12 protein-coding genes are annotated in these 17,152 nt (G+C 65.1%); 10 read left to right on the top strand and 2 right to left on the bottom strand.

Annotated features, from left to right (window positions below; translation table 11 throughout):
* Nucleotides 1–899: 899 nt before the first annotated feature.
* The 4 genes from AB0I82_RS35115 to AB0I82_RS35100 all read left to right on the top strand — a co-directional run bounded on the left by AB0I82_RS35115 (nucleotide 900) and on the right by AB0I82_RS35100 (nucleotide 6,579).
* Nucleotides 900–2,390, top strand: a complete 1,491-nt coding sequence (locus AB0I82_RS35115; protein ID WP_363261548.1) for an amino acid permease — start codon at nucleotides 900–902, stop codon at nucleotides 2,388–2,390.
* 1,690 nt (nucleotides 2,391–4,080) lie between these two features.
* Nucleotides 4,081–5,427 (top strand): phage/plasmid primase, P4 family, encoded by a 1,347-nt coding sequence (locus AB0I82_RS35110; protein WP_363261547.1) that lies wholly within the window; start codon nucleotides 4,081–4,083, stop codon nucleotides 5,425–5,427.
* A complete protein-coding gene (locus AB0I82_RS35105; protein WP_363261546.1) occupies nucleotides 5,424–5,828 on the top strand; it encodes a DUF6009 family protein in 405 nt (134 codons plus the stop codon). The genes AB0I82_RS35110 and AB0I82_RS35105 overlap by 4 nt, the downstream gene beginning before the upstream one ends.
* A 262-nt stretch (nucleotides 5,829–6,090) precedes the next feature.
* On the top strand, nucleotides 6,091–6,579 hold the full coding sequence (locus AB0I82_RS35100) for a universal stress protein (RefSeq protein ID WP_363261545.1): 489 nt from the start codon (nucleotides 6,091–6,093) through the stop codon (nucleotides 6,577–6,579).
* Between the two features lie 142 nt (nucleotides 6,580–6,721).
* On the opposite strand, the gene AB0I82_RS35095 is transcribed toward AB0I82_RS35100, so the two are convergent.
* Nucleotides 6,722–7,834, bottom strand: coding sequence for a LuxR C-terminal-related transcriptional regulator (locus AB0I82_RS35095; protein WP_363261544.1), 1,113 nt, complete (start codon nucleotides 7,832–7,834; stop codon nucleotides 6,722–6,724).
* Nucleotides 7,835–8,445: 611 nt separating this feature from the next.
* Here AB0I82_RS35095 and AB0I82_RS35090 point away from each other — a divergent pair.
* The 6 genes from AB0I82_RS35090 (at nucleotide 8,446) to AB0I82_RS35065 (ending at nucleotide 16,362) form a co-directional block, all read left to right on the top strand.
* Nucleotides 8,446–9,861 carry an FAD-dependent oxidoreductase gene (locus AB0I82_RS35090; RefSeq protein WP_363261543.1) on the top strand — a complete coding sequence of 472 codons (1,416 nt, stop codon included), beginning with the start codon at nucleotides 8,446–8,448 and terminating at the stop codon, nucleotides 9,859–9,861.
* 199 nt (nucleotides 9,862–10,060) lie between these two features.
* Nucleotides 10,061–11,278 (top strand): pyridoxal phosphate-dependent aminotransferase, encoded by a 1,218-nt coding sequence (locus AB0I82_RS35085; protein WP_363261542.1) that lies wholly within the window; start codon nucleotides 10,061–10,063, stop codon nucleotides 11,276–11,278.
* A 177-nt stretch (nucleotides 11,279–11,455) separates the two neighbouring features.
* Nucleotides 11,456–12,376, top strand: coding sequence for a DMT family transporter (locus tag AB0I82_RS35080; RefSeq protein ID WP_363261541.1), 921 nt, complete (start codon nucleotides 11,456–11,458; stop codon nucleotides 12,374–12,376).
* Nucleotides 12,377–12,516: 140 nt separating this feature from the next.
* Nucleotides 12,517–13,644: an aminotransferase class I/II-fold pyridoxal phosphate-dependent enzyme gene (locus AB0I82_RS35075; protein ID WP_363261540.1), complete on the top strand. Its 1,128-nt coding sequence runs from the start codon at nucleotides 12,517–12,519 to the stop codon at nucleotides 13,642–13,644.
* Nucleotides 13,645–13,702: 58 nt separating this feature from the next.
* Nucleotides 13,703–14,998: an amidohydrolase gene (locus tag AB0I82_RS35070; protein WP_363261539.1), complete on the top strand. Its 1,296-nt coding sequence runs from the start codon at nucleotides 13,703–13,705 to the stop codon at nucleotides 14,996–14,998.
* On the top strand, nucleotides 14,995–16,362 hold the full coding sequence (locus AB0I82_RS35065; protein WP_363261538.1) for an MFS transporter: 1,368 nt from the start codon (nucleotides 14,995–14,997) through the stop codon (nucleotides 16,360–16,362). The genes AB0I82_RS35070 and AB0I82_RS35065 overlap by 4 nt, the downstream gene beginning before the upstream one ends.
* A gap of 62 nt (nucleotides 16,363–16,424) precedes the next feature.
* On the opposite strand, the gene AB0I82_RS35060 is transcribed toward AB0I82_RS35065, so the two are convergent.
* Nucleotides 16,425–16,991: a nitroreductase gene (locus AB0I82_RS35060; RefSeq protein ID WP_363261537.1), complete on the bottom strand. Its 567-nt coding sequence runs from the start codon at nucleotides 16,989–16,991 to the stop codon at nucleotides 16,425–16,427.
* Between the last annotated feature and the right edge of the window lie 161 nt (nucleotides 16,992–17,152).

The raw sequence follows: 17,152 nt of genomic DNA, 5'->3' as shown, positions 1-17,152 counted from the left end.
TGGTGAAAATTTAACGCGCAACAGATTCCATGTGCCCCGGCCCGGCGAAGCCGGGCCGGGAATTCAAACTCTTGACAGTTTGTCTACCCCCCTGCGAATCTCATGCCCGGAAACAGCTCCGTGAGCAAAAGACGGCCGAGGAGTCTGTTCGTTGGCGGGGCACCGCGGGGGCGCTCTGCCTGTGCGTGCAAGGAGCTGCAGTGGAACTCGCCTTCATCGGCTGCTGCGCTGCGCATGCGGGTCCGGTGCCCGGCATCCCCAGCTCCCCCCGCGCCCGCGGGCCTTGGGGCACGAACCGGCGGGCAACCGCCCGGGCGACGATGTCGGCACACGAGGCCGCCGTCCTTGCCCACCTGGCCGCGCCTGGTGGGCAAGGACGGCCCTGGCACACGATGAAGCAGCCGGCGGCTCCCCATCGGCACCGTGGCCAGCATTCCCCAGTACCGGGACTCCTTCGTCTTCGGGCACAGTCGGCCTCGCAGCCAACGCGCGTTTCCCCCGGGGGAAACAGGTGCCCATGGCCTTCCCTTGCCGACGGCCGCACTGCCGCTGTGGCTCTGTCAGGTGCACGACCACAAGTGTCCTACCGCCCCCCATTGCGCGGTTCCGCGTTCGCCTCGGTCGCACACCGCATCGGTCCCGACCTGTCAGTTCCTCGCCACGGGCACCACTGCGCACGGCACCGCCCCGTACCCATTCGTCACGTGTCTCTGAGCAGCAGACCACCGTCCTGCGCCAGTGCCCCACAACGCCACCCACCGGAACAGACCGCCGCCACTTTCGCGAGTACGCGTCTGCCCAGCAGAGCGTGAGGAAGCGACTCCCACGCGCAGAGCCCACCGGCACCGCCACTCCTACCAGCATCAAAAGCCCACGAAGCAAGAGAAAGGCTCGTGAAGTTGAGCAAGCTGACCGCAGACGGCGCCAGCCCGCATGGCGGCTCAGGCCAGCCCGGAACGGGCCCGGCCGAGAGCGCTGCCCCTGGTGGCTACCGGAGATCTGTAGGCTCACGCCAGCTGCAGATGATGGCCATTGGCGGCACGATCGGCACCGGCCTGTTCCTCGGTGCAGGCACCGCGATCGCCCAGGCCGGTCCCAGTCTGATCATCTGGTACGCCGCAGCCGGTGTCCTGCTCTTCTTCGTCATGCGAGCGCTGGGAGAACTGCTGACCGCACGGTCCAGCGCTGGCGGCTTCGCCGACCACGCTCGGGACTACCTCGGCCCCTTCTGGGGATACGTCACAGCCTGGACCTACTGGATCATGTGGGTGACCACCGGCATGGCCGAGATCACCGCAGCCGGACAGTACGTGACGTACTGGTACCCCGACTTCGCGCAGTGGAAGACCGCACTGATCTCCCTCGCAGTCCTGGCCTGCGTCAACCTCATCTCAGTGAAGATCTTCGCTGAGATGGAGTTCTGGTTCGCCCTCATCAAGATCGCAGCAATCGTCGGCATGATCCTCATCGGCCTCGGCGTGCTGCTCATCGGCTTCAGCGATGCCGGCCACACGGCCTCCGTCACCCACCTGTGGGCCGATGGGGGAATCGCCCCCCACGGCATCGGCAGCTCTTTGATGACGCTGCAAATCGTGCTCTTCGCCTACCTCGGCGTGGAACTGGTTGGCGTCACAGCCGCCGAGACCAAGGACCCGGCGAAAAACATCCCCCGAGCGATCAACAGCCTGCCGCTCCGCTTCGGCCTGTTCTACCTCGGCTCCCTGCTGGTCATCCTTTCCGTCGTCAGCTGGCAGGAGTTCCGGCCGGGCACCAGTCCGTTCGTCGCAGCATTCAGCAAGATCGGCATTCCTGCGGCCGCCAGCATCGTCAACTTCGTCGTCCTTACCTCCGCGCTGTCCTCCTGCAACGCCGGAGGCCTGTACGCCACAGCACGCATGCTGCGCACTGCGGCGCTGAATGGACACGGGCCCAAGGTGCTGACCCGGATGAGCAAGCGCGGAGTGCCTGCGGTGGCCGTGCTCGCCTCCGCCGTGGTTATGGCGATCGGCGTATGGGTCAACGCCGTGGACCCGGGCCATGCCTTCGTCTACATCACGGCGGTGTCCACCGGTGGCGCCATCACGATCTGGAGCATCATCTTGGTGACCCACCTTTGCTACCGCCGGGCGGCGCGGGCGAAGCAGGCGCCGCAGTCCCCCTACCGGATGCCCGGCGCTCCGTACACCAACTGGCTGGTCCTGGTGTGCTTCGCCTTCATTACCGTGCTGATCGCCTGGGGAACCGACACACGCATGGCCCTGTACGTCATCGCCGTGTGGTTCATCCTTCTCGCACTGGGCTACCCCTTGGTGCGCTCCCGCCGGGGCGCCAAGCGCCCGGGAGCCGTCGAGGACTCCCAGGCCCCGGCGTCCATTCGGGACCCGGCCTAGGTGCGGATCCCCAGAGGTACCGTCTCGCGTGCCTGGCCGGGGCCAAGGCTTCTCTCTGCGTGAGCTGAGGGCCCTTTCGGCGACAGCTCCAGGCGCCGGGAGTACTCCTCCTGGCGGCGTGCTCGAGCACTCACGGTTGGCGTGGCTCCTGTGAGATGACCTCTCAGGACATCGGACAGGAGGCACGCCAACCCGGCAGCGCACGACGGTCTCCCGCCGTCGGCGGGAGACCGTGACAGCGACGGGAGCCGCGAGTTGCTGCCCCTGCCTCGCCCGGCAGCCCACTACTTCGTAAATTCACAGCAAAGTTTCTTCACTTAGTCCGCTGTATCGCTGAAGGAAGTGCAACATGTCAGAGGCATATCCGAGAACGTCTCAGAATCCGGGATGCCTCACTCGCAGGCTGAGATCATTCCTTAGCTGGACTAAAGTTCCCGCTATGTTGATCTTGAGTCGCTTAAGTCGCTGGTCGGGCAGCTACTCCATGCCTGAACAGCACCTTTACCGATATACGGCGAACCTCCTCGGCGCGGCCATCGGACGACTGCCGGCACTGCTGGGAGCCGACGCCACCCTGCCGTGCGGCCCAAACAGCAACGCAACGCTCCGATGCTCACAAGGGTTGAGAGTGCAGCCGGGGGCCGAACTGCGCCTGACCACCCCGCAGCGGCTTGCAGTAGTAAACATCCCCGGCGGCAGCGTTCCGGCCCCCGCCCAGCGACGCCCCCACATCCCGCACTCCGCTCGTGGTGACCGCAGCCCGCGGCAGCAGCAGTGCACCGCCCCTGCAGATCCATCCGAGTCGGAGTCACACGAGACAGCGGGCTGAAGGCAGCGACTGCTGCCCGCAGCGACTCACCGCAACAACTCGACCCCACCCGGGTGGCAAACGGCTTCCACACGCCGGCCGCCCCCACCGCATCCCCACCCCGCCCAGGCCCCCAAGCCCACGGGTCTGCACCACGACGGGAGACCTGCACGTGTGGTACCGAACCCAAACCCACGCCCACCAACGGCGCTCCAACCAGCACCACGACCACCAGACACCCACCCCGGCCCTGAGCTCGCCTCACTCAGACGAACAAACCGCAACTCCGGGCACCGACCCAGCTACCTGCCCTCGGCCGACCCCGCCCCTCAGCACGCCAGCGCCGCACACACGGCAAAGACGCCGGCGCTCTTGTCCCCACCGCCCTGCCGGGTCACTGTCCTCCTCCCACGCTCGCACTGCTCCCCTCATCGCAGGCAGCAGCATCCGTGTCCCAGGGAAACATTTCCTGTCACTTGCCGGGCCTACATCCCACACAACAGTCATAGCTGGCAATAACGCCTGCCTCCAACGGTCCGCCACAGCGGCCCTCACCGCCCAACGTCTCAACCACGCCACCTCGTTGGGCGCTCTCGCCATCCGAGAACATCCACCTGCCTGCGCCCTACAAGCCCACCCAAGCCGGCCCACGCGCAGCGCCCACCCTCTTCGCGCAACGCCGACAGCAACACCTCGGCGTCTCTCCCACCCCGGAGGTCACGCATGAAGCCCGATGTTCCCCATCCGGCAACTGTGGCCAGGTACACCATCAACGCCCCCCGTACCGCAGCACAGCCGTCACCTCCTGCAGCCGAAGATCAGCGCTCTCCCTGCCTCCTCACTGGCACAGGGCTGCTCCCCGCGTCCCTGACCGACCGCGGGATGGCCGCAGCCTTCGCACACCTCTACGCGGGTACATACCGACACGTGAATGGCCTGGGCTGGTACACATGGGCAGGAGGCCGGTGGCAGCCCGACGAGCATGACACCGTTGTCTGGGCTGCAGGCGACATGGCCGAGTCACTCGCACAGACCGACCCCACCGGCCACCACCCCGACACCGCGCTCCGGCGCCAACGGCGACACGCCATGTCTACCTCAGGCATCAAAGCCATGCTGCAACAGGCCAGGTCCGCCGACGGCATGCGGCTGGACGCCGCAGACCTGGATGCCGACCCCTACGCCCTGTGCACCCCCAAAGGCGTCGTCGACCTGATGACCGGGACAGTCGAGGAAGCCCATCCGCTCCGTGACTTCCATTCGCGCTGCACCGCTGTAACACCACGGAACATCCCAACACCGCGCTGGGACCGCTTCCTGCGCGACACCTTCGGAGACGACACCGACGGCCGCAAGATGATCGAGTTCCTGCACCTGCTTCTGGGCTACGCCATCACCGGCGATGTCGGAGCGCAGGTGATGGCCTTCTTCTACGGCATGGGCAAAAACGGCAAAAGCGTGCTCATGGACGTCATCATCAAACTGCTGGGCGACTACGCCGACGCGGCGTCACCTGGCTTCCTGATGGCTAAACACTTCGAAGAACACCCCACCGACCTCGCAGAGTTGCATGGCCGCAGGATCATCGTCTGTGGTGAGCTCAAGGCCGGAGACCGCTTCGACGAAGCCCGTGTGAAGCTCCTCACCGGCGGCGACACCATCAAAGCCCGCCGCATGCGGCAGGACTTCTTCTCCTTCACCCCTACCCACAAACTCTTCCTCCTGGGAAACCACCACCCGCTCGTCACCACAGGGGGCTTCGCGTTCTGGCGACGCATGCGCCTCGTTCCCTTCGAGCGCGTCGTGCCCGACGCCTGCAAAGTGGACAACCTTGCCGACGTCCTCGTCAGCACAGAAGGCCCTGGCATCCTGAACTGGCTCATCAAGGGCGCAGGCCGCTACCTAGCAGGAGAAAACGACCTCTCGGGCCCCGAACGCGTACGCCTGGCCACCGCCGCCTACGCCGAGACCGAAGACCACATGGGACGCTTCTTGAACGAGACCTGCACCGTCAAACCAGGGTTGCGCGCCGAACAGAAGCACCTCTACCGCGAATACGCCCGCTGGTGCGAGGACGAAGGAGCGCTGCCCCTGACTTCCCGCACGTTCGCCGGACGCGTCCGAGAGACCCTGGGCCTGCGCTCGCCCAAGGAAATGGCCACCTCCAATTCCAAGAAGTACTACCCCGGCATCGGCATCCTCAGCGACACCACAAAGGAGAACGCGTGAGCGCGCTCATCGACCCCGCGGACCTCACGCACGAAACAGGCATCGTATGGCTGGAGGACCCCGACAGGCTCGACTACGTTCGACAATCCCTCGACCGGGTCCCAGGACGCACACATCGCCCCCCCTACCACCGCAGCGGACGGATGATCGGATACGCGGTCCTGGGGCCCGATGCCAAACCCAGCCGCTTCTCCGGCACTCACCTACGCCGTGTCTTTTGGTTGGCCCCCCACGACCGCGACCAGCAGCCCACCGGCTTGTACAACACAGGCGCCCCTTCGGAGGCAATCGACCCACGGAGCGTGCATCCCGGCGTCAAGGGCTGCAAGACGGAACGCTCCGAGGGGGGCCCACTCTCGGCTGTCACGCGCGAGATCCGCATCAGTCCGCCCAAATCCTGACCCTGCCCGAGGCTGCAAAGATCGCCCGAGCACCGAACGGACCCCGTATGCGCTGCTGCCGGTCCAGAAGGGCGCTTAGCGACTGATGTCCTGCCCCCACAGGACCTGACCTGACCACCACTTGTGGATTGGCTATGCCATTAGCGGCGCCCAACTTAGAGGATCTGTTGCAGCATCACCCGCAGGGCGAGGCACAGCTGGGTCCCGGTGGTGGTCCGGGACCCAGCACTGCGGTCGACGAGAACGAGGAGACAGAGCACAGGTGAGCGGAGAGCGCGTAGTGGTGGGTGTCAGCGGCTCACTGGCGAGCTTGGCGGCGCTCCGTGCGGCTGTGACCGAGGCGCGCCACAGCGGCCGTGAGCTCACGGCCGTGATTGTGTGGGAGACCCCTGAAGGACGGGCGCTCTCAGTCCGGCATCCGGACCGGATCTGGGCAGCGCATTGGGCAAGGCAGGCACGCAAGCGTCTGGACCAGGCCTTTGAGGAGGCACTGGGAGGGACGCCGACCGATGTTCCGGTGCGCAAGCTGGTGGTGCGCGGCGGACCCGGCAGAGTTCTGCGAGACGTGGCCCATAAGGAGGGACACCTGCTGGTCGTGGGCGGCCGGCCCAGGGCATGGTGGGCACCGGTCCGGCAGTACGTGCGCTGGAATGTCCGCTGTCCGTTGCTGACGGTACCTGCCCCCGCACATCCCAAGCGTGCTGCATGGACACTGCGGCGCGTGGGGGCCGAGGACTTCATCAAGCTATGACCTTCACGCACCGGGATTGCGGGATGCTGACGCAAGCGGGCGGGCCACCGGCGCCGGCAAACGGCGCCTCTCTTGGCGCGACAGGGGGCTGAGCAGCGCCCCCTGTCCATCCCTGGCCTCCAGCGATCGCGTTCGGTCTGGCCTATGCCGTCCAGCTGTCCTCGGGCTGTAGCCTCACGGCTTCCTCGTCCAGCCAGCCAGCCTTCGCCGCGTTGACTCCGGCCTGGAAACGACTGTTTGCTTTCAGGCTCGCCGTTATCTCGGCAACTTTTCGGCGCACGGTCCTTTCATGCACTCCGAGCCGCCGCGAAATCGCCTGGTCCGTCATCCCGCCGGCGAGCATGCGCAGAAGGGTGGTCTGTTGCAGGCTGTCGGACTGCGGTGCCTTCCGGATCGGGGTGGTAGCAGAACGAAACACGAGAGGCTCTCCGTTCCCCGGAAAGGAATCCCTGGCAGGGCTGGGGGCGAACGCAGAGGACTGGGACCAGTAGTAGTCGAACACTGATCGCAGGACTTCGTTCACCAGCGGGCTGTGGACCACCACCATGCGGCCTTTCCCGTCATCGGAGAGACGGTGGGCGGGAGCGCTGAAAAGAGCAGTGGAGCAATCGATCAGCGCAAAGCTGAGAGGGAGCGTGGGGTAGGTTCGTAGGTCCGCCCCAAGGGCTTGCAAACCGCGCAGAATGTTGACCGGCTGCGAGGTGCCTGCGGTAGAGGACCTGATCACGGAACGCAGTGTGACGCCACGCTTCAGAACAGAAGCACACACCTGCTCCAGTGGCGCCGCCAATGCTTGCCCGGAACCCAGCAGGACGACCTCCCTAGTGGCCCCTCGGATTTCCCGCTCGAGGGTGGCAGCGATAGCGCCGGGATCATCTATCACCGTGACACGGTTTTCCTCCAGATGACTCATGTAAGTGGTTTTGAATTCTGTAAGCACGTCAAAGATGCTTTCCCAGGCGCGAGACATGTCGGCACAGAAATCTGACACCCTGTTTTTCGCTTCGTCCAGCAGGTCGCCAAGTGCATTTTGTGGAGGAAGGGCCACCCAGCCACTGGGTGTACTGGGATTTTCCGCGACAAGTCCCAGTCGTTTCAGGGATTTGATGTTCTTTTCGAACTCTGACTCGGACCAGCCGAATCGGTGCATCGCCTCGCGAGGCGTCCAGGTTACGTCCCACAGGGCCAATTCGTAGAGTGCATGCGCCTGCTGTCGATTGGCGCCCTGTATGGACGCAGCGTAGTCTTCGTGCATGTCAAGCCCCACCCTTTCGTTCGGGACCTAGCAGTCGACCAATCGGCAATTTTTTGCCGGTGACCGACGTCACAGCGCTGCAATCAGTCGACGCCGTCGTCGCTGACCTCATTAGGTTTCCTAACGAAACCAATTTAAGGGAACTCTCGCCGAAAGTGCAACCTACAGCATTATTTGGTTGAAAATTTGACGTGAGTTGCGAAGGGGGGCGGCAATCGTTTTTTGATATCCGTCCATAGTGGCGAATTGTGCGGCGAATGTGCAGGCCGGTGGAAGTGGATCTTATGCTGGCAAAGAGAACAAAATTACCACATGTGCCCTATCGGGCAAATAGCCCTGTAAGTGTCAGCTTGGAGAGGTGTTCAGGCGCCCGCCAGGGCGAACCAAGCTGGCCGCTTCCCGATGAAGCCCCACGTGAGAGGGCATTCGCGCGCATCACGGCCGCTCCGTGGCTGGCCGGCTGCCAAGATTCCGCTTCCGGGCATGCCCTGATCAGGCCGACAGGCCAAGAGTCCTGCAACGCAACCGTGAGCCATGCTTAAGTAATCGCGGCCCTCGCATAACTGAGCCGTGAGCCATGAGTAATCCGGCAATGGTCAACAGGGGCGGAAATGAAAAAACGTGTCGTTATTGTCGGCAATGGCATGGCCGGTGCGCGCACGGTGGCCGAATTGGTTGACAGGGATCCCGAGCTGAGCATCACAGTGCTTGGCGCAGAAGAGCATCCAGCCTACAACCGTACCATGCTGACAGAAGTATTGTCCGGTATTGTTGAGGAAGCGGACATCGGCCTCGCGGAGGAGCAAGGAAAGGCGGAAATCGAGACTGGTCTACGAGCTCTTAAAATCGACCGTGATAAAAAAGTAGTGAAGGATGCTGCAGGGATAGAGCATTCCTATGACGCACTCGTTCTGGCAACCGGAGGAATCCCGCGGATGCCCGATATATCAGGGCTGTGCGAGGAATCCGGAGAACTGATCCAGGGTGCTGCTTTCTTTCACACCCTGGACGATTGCCGACGCATCCTGCGCTCCGTCACACCGGGTTCCCGGGCCGTTGTCCTGGGCGGCGGCCTCCTGGGCCTGGAAACTGCTCGCGCCCTCGTCACCCGCGGCGCGGACGTAGAGGTGCTGCACGCCGGCGAAGTGCTCATGAACCGCCAGCTGGACCAGGTGGCCTCGCAAATCCTGGTCGAAAAGCTGGCCGGTGTCGGCGTCACCGTGCGGCTGGGCTGCACGATTACTGCCGTCGCCGGGGACCGGCGGGTGCAGGAGGTACGACTGGGGGACGGGACGTGGATCCCCTGCGATCTCCTTGTCCTTTCGTGCGGCTTCGCGGCGGCGACAGCGCTGGCCGAAGCGGCTGAGCTTCCCATCGGGGCAGGCGTGCTCGTGGATCAGGACATGCGTACCGCTGACCCGGACATCTACGCCGTCGGCGACTGCGCCGAAGCTGACGGTGTCGTCAGCGGGCTGGTCGGTGAGGCATGGAAGCAGGCGCGAAAGGCCGCGGAAGCCATAACCGGCGCGCGAGATCGCGATGCGTGCCTGGCGCACCCGCCAGCTGCTACACGGCTGAAGGCACCCGGCATCGAACTTACCGTGATGGGGGAGTCCAACGCCCCTGATGGGCCCAACGTGCACGCCGTTGAGGACGCCGACCACAGTGCGTACCGGCGCATCGTATTGCGCGAAGGCCGCATCAGCGGCGCGGTGGTCCTCGGGGGAGAAGCAGAAGACGCCACACCTTTTGTCGAGCACTATCACGCTGGTACTCGCCTGACACGGAACAAAGCCATCCGGATGCTGCATCTGGAAAAGCTGGAGGAGCCTGTCGCCGGCCAGAAGCCGGAAGACGCAGCCGTGTGCTACTGCAACAACGTCCCACAAAAAACGATTCTGGAAGCATGGACGCAGGGGGCCACCAGCATCGCTGCGATTGCCCGCAGCACCAAGGCGACCACCGGATGCGGAATCTGCCGCAGCAAGGTCGAAGCCCTACTGGCATCGGCCGCAGCAGCCGAGTAACCCTTGTCCGAATGCGCCGGTCGAGTACTTAACGAAGATCAGGTGTTGGATACCCTCAGCACATACCGGCGGAGCAGTCCCTCCGACGTCGCGCACGAAGGGTGCCACAATGGGCAGTGGAAAAATGGGACGAATTATAGCGATCCCGCCCCGGGAACGACGCCAAGACGGCAGGCCGAGCGATCCAGCCGTCCGCCCCATGACGAAAATTGGCCAGTCAGGGAAACTCGCCGATGTCTGCTACGACATCCGCGGACCGCTCGTCGAGGAAGCGAAGCGCCTCGAGCGAGAAGGCCATCGCATCCTGAAGCTGAACACCGGCAACCCTGCTGCGTTCGGTTTCGAGGCACCTGCCGAAATCGTGCTGGACATGCAGCGAGCGCTCGCTGAATCCCATGGTTACGGCGACTCGCAGGGCCTGGTCGCTGCGCGAAGGGCAGTAGTGCAGTACTACGAAACCCGAGGTGTCGAGGGCATCGACATTGATGACATCTACCTCGGGAACGGTGTATCTGAGCTCATACAAATGGCGATGCAAGCGCTGCTGGACACGGGGGACGAGGTCCTCATCCCTTCTCCCGACTATCCCTTGTGGACGGCATCCGTCAGCCTCGCCGGCGGAAAACCGGTGCACTATGCGTGCGATGAAAAAGGCGACTGGTACCCCGATCTCGCCGACATAGAGAAGAAAATTACAGATCGCACGAAAGCCATCGTGCTGATTAACCCGAACAACCCCACCGGGGCCGTGTACGACGAAACCCTGCTGCGTGGAATAGCTGACCTTGCCGGGCGGCACCAATTGCTCCTGTGCGCCGACGAGATCTACGACAAAATCGTCTACGACGGAGTCAAACACGTACCACTGGCCAGTATGGCCCCGGACCTGCTGTGTCTGACCTTCAACGGTTTGTCAAAATCCTACCGTGTCTGTGGCTACCGCTCCGGGTGGTTGGCCGTCAGCGGGCCAAAGGCGCACGCCAGAGAATACCTCGAGGGGCTGGGAATCCTGGCAAACATGCGCCTGTGCCCCAATGTGCCGTCACAGCATGCAATCGCCACCGCTCTGGGAGGCCGACAGTCCATAACAGAAATGGTACTTCCTGGTGGCCGCCTACATGTCCAACGTGACGTGGCCTGGAAAATTCTCAATGACATACCGGGCGTCAGCTGCACCAAACCCAAGGGTGCTCTCTACGTTTTTCCTAAACTGGACCCAAAGGTCTACCCGGTGAGCGACGACGAACAGCTCATGCTGGACTTGCTGCGTCAAGAGAAGATTCTCCTGGTCCACGGCCGAGGATTCAATCTCGCCACCCCCGATCATTTCCGCCTCGTCACCCTGCCCGACGCGGAGCAACTGACCGACGCCATCACCCGCATCGGCGCATTCCTCACGGAGTACCACCACCCCTGAACGCCCCTCGCGCTCCTACCTCAGCTCAACCGAACCACGACTTCGTGATTGGACAGGGCACAACATCCGGCGGCGCCTTAACGTGACGGTGCCGGGCCCACAAGAACCCGGCACCGTCCCCAGCGCACCGAAAGAGGCAGAACGAGCATGCAACCCCAAAAGACAACCTCCCCAACCGTGAACGGCACGGGGCTCCTGCTGGCCGTGCTGGGCGTGCTGGCCTTTTCCCTCACCTTTCCGGCCACGCAGAAGGCACTGCCGTCCTTCAACGCCTGGACCATCGGCATCGGCCGCGCTGTTGTCGCGGCCATCCCGGCCGCCATATGGCTGATGGTCAAGCGCGTGCGCCGGCCCAACCGTGAACAGCTGATCCCTCTGCTGCTCGTCGGCGTGGGAATCGTCGCCGGCTACCCCATCTTCACCGCGCTCGCCCTGGAACACGTGAGCTCCAGCCACGCCGCGGTGGTCACCGGCCTGCTCCCCCTGGCCACGGCAGCCTTCGGACGGCTGCGTGGTGAGCGCCCCAGCGCACTGTTCTGGTGGGCCTCTGCCGCTGGCGCTGCTGTCATCGTCATCTACACGCTGCGTCAGGGCTTCGGCGGATTCACCTTCGCCGACCTGCTGCTGCTGGGATCCCTTATCACCGGCGGCCTCGGATACGCCGAAGGCGGCCGCCTCTCCAAGTCGATGCCGGGATGGCAGGTCATCTCCTGGGGCCTTGTCCTGTCCCTGCCCCTCACGTTGCCGATCACCATCGTCTCTCTCGCCGTCGCCCCGCCGCACGACTTCGCGACCCAGCCCATCATCGGCCTGCTCTACGTCTCCCTCTTCTCCATGTTCCTCGGGTTCTGCGCCTGGTACCCCGGCCTCGCTCGCGTCGGCGTTACGCGAGGTAGCCAGATCCAACTGCTGCAGCCTCTGCTGACCGTCGGATGGGCGGCGCTGCTGCTGAACGAGACGATCGACGCATGGACGCTGGCCGCCGCAGTCCTGGTACTGGCATGTGTGGGACTCGCCCAATGGGCGCGCCTGTCTGCGTCGCCTGCCGCCACCCCGCCGGTCAGGGCTGAGGAGCCGGTTGCCGTTGAAAGCTCATGACCGACGCTAGAGACGCCTGCGCAGCGCCTCTGCCAGCACGGCGCGGCGACCTTAGTCGCCAGCGCCCTCCTGGCCGTGCCGGCCGCACCGACGGGATCAGCCGCAGCTACGCGACGAGCCCACCAACCGCGGCCGACACCTTGGAACGCAGCGGCAAACGCATCCTGCGACTGCACACGGCAGACCCCGTAGCCTTCGGCTTCCAGCCACCGGAGAGCCTGCTCCTGGATGTTCACCGCTCCCTGGCAGACTCTCCCGGCTACTGCCACCCGCAAGGCCTCACCCCCGCCCGCCGCGCCATCGTCCAGCACTACCGCAGCATCGGCGTGCCGCGCGTCGACATCGACAACGTCTACGTCGGAAACGGAGCCTCGGAACTCATCTTCATGGCCACCCAAGCCGTGTTGGAAGACGGCGACGAGGTGCTCGTCCCGCTACCCAGCCACCCGCTGTGGACCGGAGCCATCACCATGGCAGGCGGCACGCCCGTCCCCTACCAATGCGACGAGCAAGCGGGATGGCAGCCGGACCTGGTCGACCTGGCACGCAAGGTGACACCCCGTACCAAGGCACTGCTGGTGATCAACCCCAACAACCCCACCGGCGCGGTCTACGACCGCACCACGCTCCTGGGGCTGGCAGAGGCCGCGCGAAGACACCGACTGGTGTTGTTTACCGACGAAGTCCACGACAAGATCCTGTTCGACGACGCGGCACACATCCCGCTAGCGACACTCGCCCCCGACCTCTTGTGCTTCACCTTCAACGGCCTGTCCAAGGCCTACCGCGTCGGAGGATTCCGGGCCGGCTGGCTGCTCCTCACCGGCCCGCTGCGCCGTACAACGCCCTTCGCCGAGGCACTGAACGCGCTGGCTGCCCTACGCGGGTGCCCCAACGTGCCGGCACAGCATGCCATCGCCCCCGCCTTGGGCAGCAGCGGTGGCAGCGCGATGGCTCTGCCTGGCGGACGCCTGGCAGAGCAGCGTGACCTGGCTTGGCAGGTGCTCAATGACGTGGGGATGCGTTGCGTCAAACCCCGTGGAGCCCTGTACGTCTTCGCCAGTCACCGCCGGACGGAGGCCAGAATCGCCGACGATCGCCGCCTGGCGCTGGACCTCCTGCGGCAGGAGCACATTCTCGTGGCACCGGGCAGCGACTTCGGCTGGCCGGCCCCCGACCGTCTGCGGCTCGTCACACTGGCCAGCAGCGACACGCTCACCGACGCGGTCATCCGCACGAGCCGCTTCCTTGAGGAATACCAGCAGTAGGACCAGACGAGTCATCCCTGGATCTCCTGCTGCAGACCTGAGCTACCTCGGAGAACTCATGAATGCGATATTTGCCCGTATTGAAGAGGCGCTTCCTCGTCTGGAGGATCTGTACCAGGACCTCCACGCCCATCCCGAACTTGCCTTCCAAGAAAAGCGCACGGCCTCCGTGGTGGCCGAACGACTCACCCAACTCGGGTGGGATGTCACCACCGGCGTTGGACGAACCGGTGTCGTAGCCGTTCTGCACAACGGGTCCGGACCGGTCGTCATGCTCCGAGCGGACATGGACGCACTGCCGGTGCGCGAACAGACCGGACTGCCCTACGCCTCCACCGCCACTACCTTGGGGGAGGACGGCACACAGGTACCCGTCATGCATGCCTGCGGGCATGACATGCATGTCACCTGCCTGGTCGGCGCCTGTGAGCAGCTCACCGCACAGCGCGACCGGTGGCACGGGACTGTCTTGGCCGTTTTCCAGCCGGCCGAAGAAAGCGGGCTCGGGGCCCAGGCGATGGTGGACGACGGTCTCTTCCGCCGTTTTCCCAAGCCCGAAATAATCCTCGGTCAGCATGTCGGGCCGGGGCCTGCCGGAATGGTCGCCAAGATTCCAGGCACGGTGATGGGCGCCGCCGACAGTCTCACTGTCCGTCTCTTCGGCCGGGGCGGACACGGTTCCAAGCCGGAATCTGCGGTCGACCCGGTGGTGATGGCCGCCTCCCTCATCAGCCGACTGCAAACCATCGTCTCCCGCACCGTCCCCGCGCAGGAGTCCGTGGTCGTCACGGTCGGGTCACTGCGTGCCGGCACCGCCGCCGCCGTTATCCCCGACGAGGCGGAACTCGGCGTTAACATTCGCACCTTCTCCCCAGCCGTACGGCAGCGGGTCGTTGACGCCATCACCCGGTTCGCCAAGGCAGAGGCGCTGGCGGCCGACGCTCCTCGGGAGCCGAAAATCATCTCCCGGTACCAACTGCCTGCCACCGTCAATGATCCGGCCGCAACCGAACGCGTCGCAGCGGCTCACGAGTCCGCTCTCGGCCCCGAGTCAGTGATCGCCATGGGACCCAACACAGCCAGCGAGGACTTCGGCGTCCTGGGGACCGCCGCCAGCGTGCCCTCGGTCTTCTGGTTCTTCGGAGGAAACGACCCGGAGGAATTCCACACCGCGCTGCTTGCCGACCGACTGGCGGAGGACATCCCGCAGAACCACTCCTCCACCTTCGCCCCTGTTCCCGGCCCGACGATCGCCACCGGCGTGCGTGCGATGACCAGCGCCGCCATGGCATACCTCGCACCATCGACCGGCAGCAGCGATGCCCCGGCCCCCGAGCAGTCCCTGGCCCAATGAGTGCCGCCAGCCCCCGCCCCGCGGCCCTGCGCTACGCGGTGGGAGCACTGGCCACCGGCACCTTCGGCACCGTGCCCGGGTTGCTCCTGCTTTACTACCTCACCGACACCTTGGACGTCCCCGCCGCGGTGGCCTCCATCGTCATCGTCCTGCCCAAGGCCTGGGACCTGGTTCTCCACCCATGGGTAGGCCGAAGATCCGACCCCGCCAAAGGGCGCTCCGCCTCGCGACGAACCTGGATGGTCGCCGGCGGCGGTGCACTGTCCTTCACCTTCGCGCTGCTCTTCATGGCACCCACCCCCCTGGGTATCGCCTCCGCAGCCTGGACAGGAGCTGCCTTCTTCCTGTGCGCGACCGCCTACTCGGCTTTTCAAGTGCCCTACCTGGCCGTATTGGCCGAGATTGCCCATGACCCGGCAGAGCGAGTGAAACTGGCTACCTGGCGCACCGTGCTCTACGGCGTGGCCATCCTCCTCGCAGGCTCAGCCGCGCCGCAGCTGGCTCACACAGCATCCGATGAACGCCTCGGCTACGCACTGGTGGGAGTCGTCTTCGGCGCGCTATTGCTGATCGGCACGCTGGCCGCCGCGTTCAGTGCCCCTCCTGCCCCCAGCCGGCCCGTCGGCAGCGGTGCACACGGCATGACCTTCCGACAGCAGGTGCGAGTCGCCCGCGAATCCCAAGCCTTCCGACGGCTTCTGGGAGTCCATGTGGCTCAGACACTGGCCACAGGAATCATGCTGGCGTCCGCCCAGTACTTCGCCACCTACCAGCTGCAAAATCCCAAGGCGACGACACCCCTGTTCGCCTGTTTGATCGTCCCACTCCTGCTCACGGCGCCCCTCTGGCAGGCCATGACCCGACGATCAGGCCACCGGAACGCGCTGGTCATCTCCATCATTCTCTTCGTCCTGGGTGCCTCTGCCCTGGTGACCACGCCACTGGTGCCCCGGATCGCCGCCTACGCCTTCGTCGCGGTCTGCGGTGTCGGCTACGCCGGCATGCAGACCGTCGCCATCGCCCTGCTCGGCGACACCGTGGCCGAGGACGCCCGACTCGGCGGCCACAACCGCGGAGGCGCGTTCACCGGCCTCTGGACGGCAGGAGAGGTCATCGGCGCCGGAGCAGGACCGGCACTGTTCTCTCTCCTGCTCTCCGCCACAGGTTTTCTTCCCTCGAGCGCAGGAGCCCCCGCCACCCAGCCGGAATCCGCGCTCATCGGAGTCTTGCTGGGCGTATCAGTCCTCCCCGCCCTGGTTCTGCTGCCGGCACTGTGGTGCGCTTGGCGACTCCGCCGCCCCTCAACGCCCGCGGAACAGCCCCCAGTGTCGGCGAAGACAACCCTGCCACTGCAGTCCTCATGACGAGAGGTCCCGCGCACCCAAGGTGTGCGGGACCTCTCGTCATCCGACCGTGGCGATGGCCGCTACCGCAGTGCCGCCGCCTGGGGCACCACCGCGGAGAACTTTGCATAGCCATCAATCAATGCCCGCGGCGTAGCAGGGGCTGCAGTCTCTGCAGTGCCGACGTACAACCAGCCGAGCAGTTGCTCCCCTTCAGCAAGCTCCAAGACCTTGTGGACCTCAGCAGCCTCCGTGAACGCGCCGGTCCGCCAAATGCTGCTCCAGCCCCGGTCGTGCAGCAGGAGTACCAACGTCTGCACCGCACATACGGTGGCCGCCAGCTGCTCCCAGCGCGGAATCTTGGGACGGTCCTCCGGCCGGAAGACGATCGTGATGAGAAGCGGGGCCCGCAAAGCCTTGCCGACGGTGCGCTCGCGCAGCGCCTCGTCCCCCACGGAAGCGGCCATCGCCTCGCCAAGGGCTCGCCGGGCCTCGCCGCGAAGATTGATAAGCCGCCAGGGCGACAGCCGTCCATGATCCGGGGCTGTCCCGGCCATCGATACGAGTTCGGCCAGTTCTGCATCCGTCGGGCCCGGCCCCACCACGCGGGTGCCACTGCGGCGGGAGATCACCGCCTGCGCGACATCCATCGTCCACCTCGCATTCTCATCGGCGGCAGCACACCGCCTGCAGGAAAGAAGCCGCCCGCGGCGGCTGTCTCCATGCTGTGCGGAAGCCGTTGTGTAGGCGAGAGACGACAGGTGTCTCATTGCGGCCATGACCGGTTCCGCCGTAAGCCGCCAGGCCGATC

The sequence above is a fragment of the Streptomyces sp. NPDC050315 genome, assembly GCF_040655775.1.
Taxonomy (GTDB): Bacteria; Actinomycetota; Actinomycetes; order Streptomycetales; family Streptomycetaceae; genus Streptomyces.
Note: the sequence above shows the minus strand (reverse complement) of the source record. Positions and strands in the feature narration are given on the sequence as shown.

Coding starts and splice junctions, on each gene's coding strand:
- AB0I82_RS35085 (WP_363261542.1), top strand. CDS start 10,061: ATGACGAAAATTGGCCAGTCAGGGAAACTCGCCGATGTCTGCTACGAC.
- AB0I82_RS35070 (WP_363261539.1), top strand. CDS start 13,703: ATGAATGCGATATTTGCCCGTATTGAAGAGGCGCTTCCTCGTCTGGAG.
- AB0I82_RS35110 (WP_363261547.1), top strand. CDS start 4,081: ATGGCCGCAGCCTTCGCACACCTCTACGCGGGTACATACCGACACGTG.
- AB0I82_RS35065 (WP_363261538.1), top strand. CDS start 14,995: ATGAGTGCCGCCAGCCCCCGCCCCGCGGCCCTGCGCTACGCGGTGGGA.
- AB0I82_RS35095 (WP_363261544.1), bottom strand. CDS start 7,834: ATGCACGAAGACTACGCTGCGTCCATACAGGGCGCCAATCGACAGCAG.
- AB0I82_RS35090 (WP_363261543.1), top strand. CDS start 8,446: ATGAAAAAACGTGTCGTTATTGTCGGCAATGGCATGGCCGGTGCGCGC.
- AB0I82_RS35060 (WP_363261537.1), bottom strand. CDS start 16,991: ATGGATGTCGCGCAGGCGGTGATCTCCCGCCGCAGTGGCACCCGCGTG.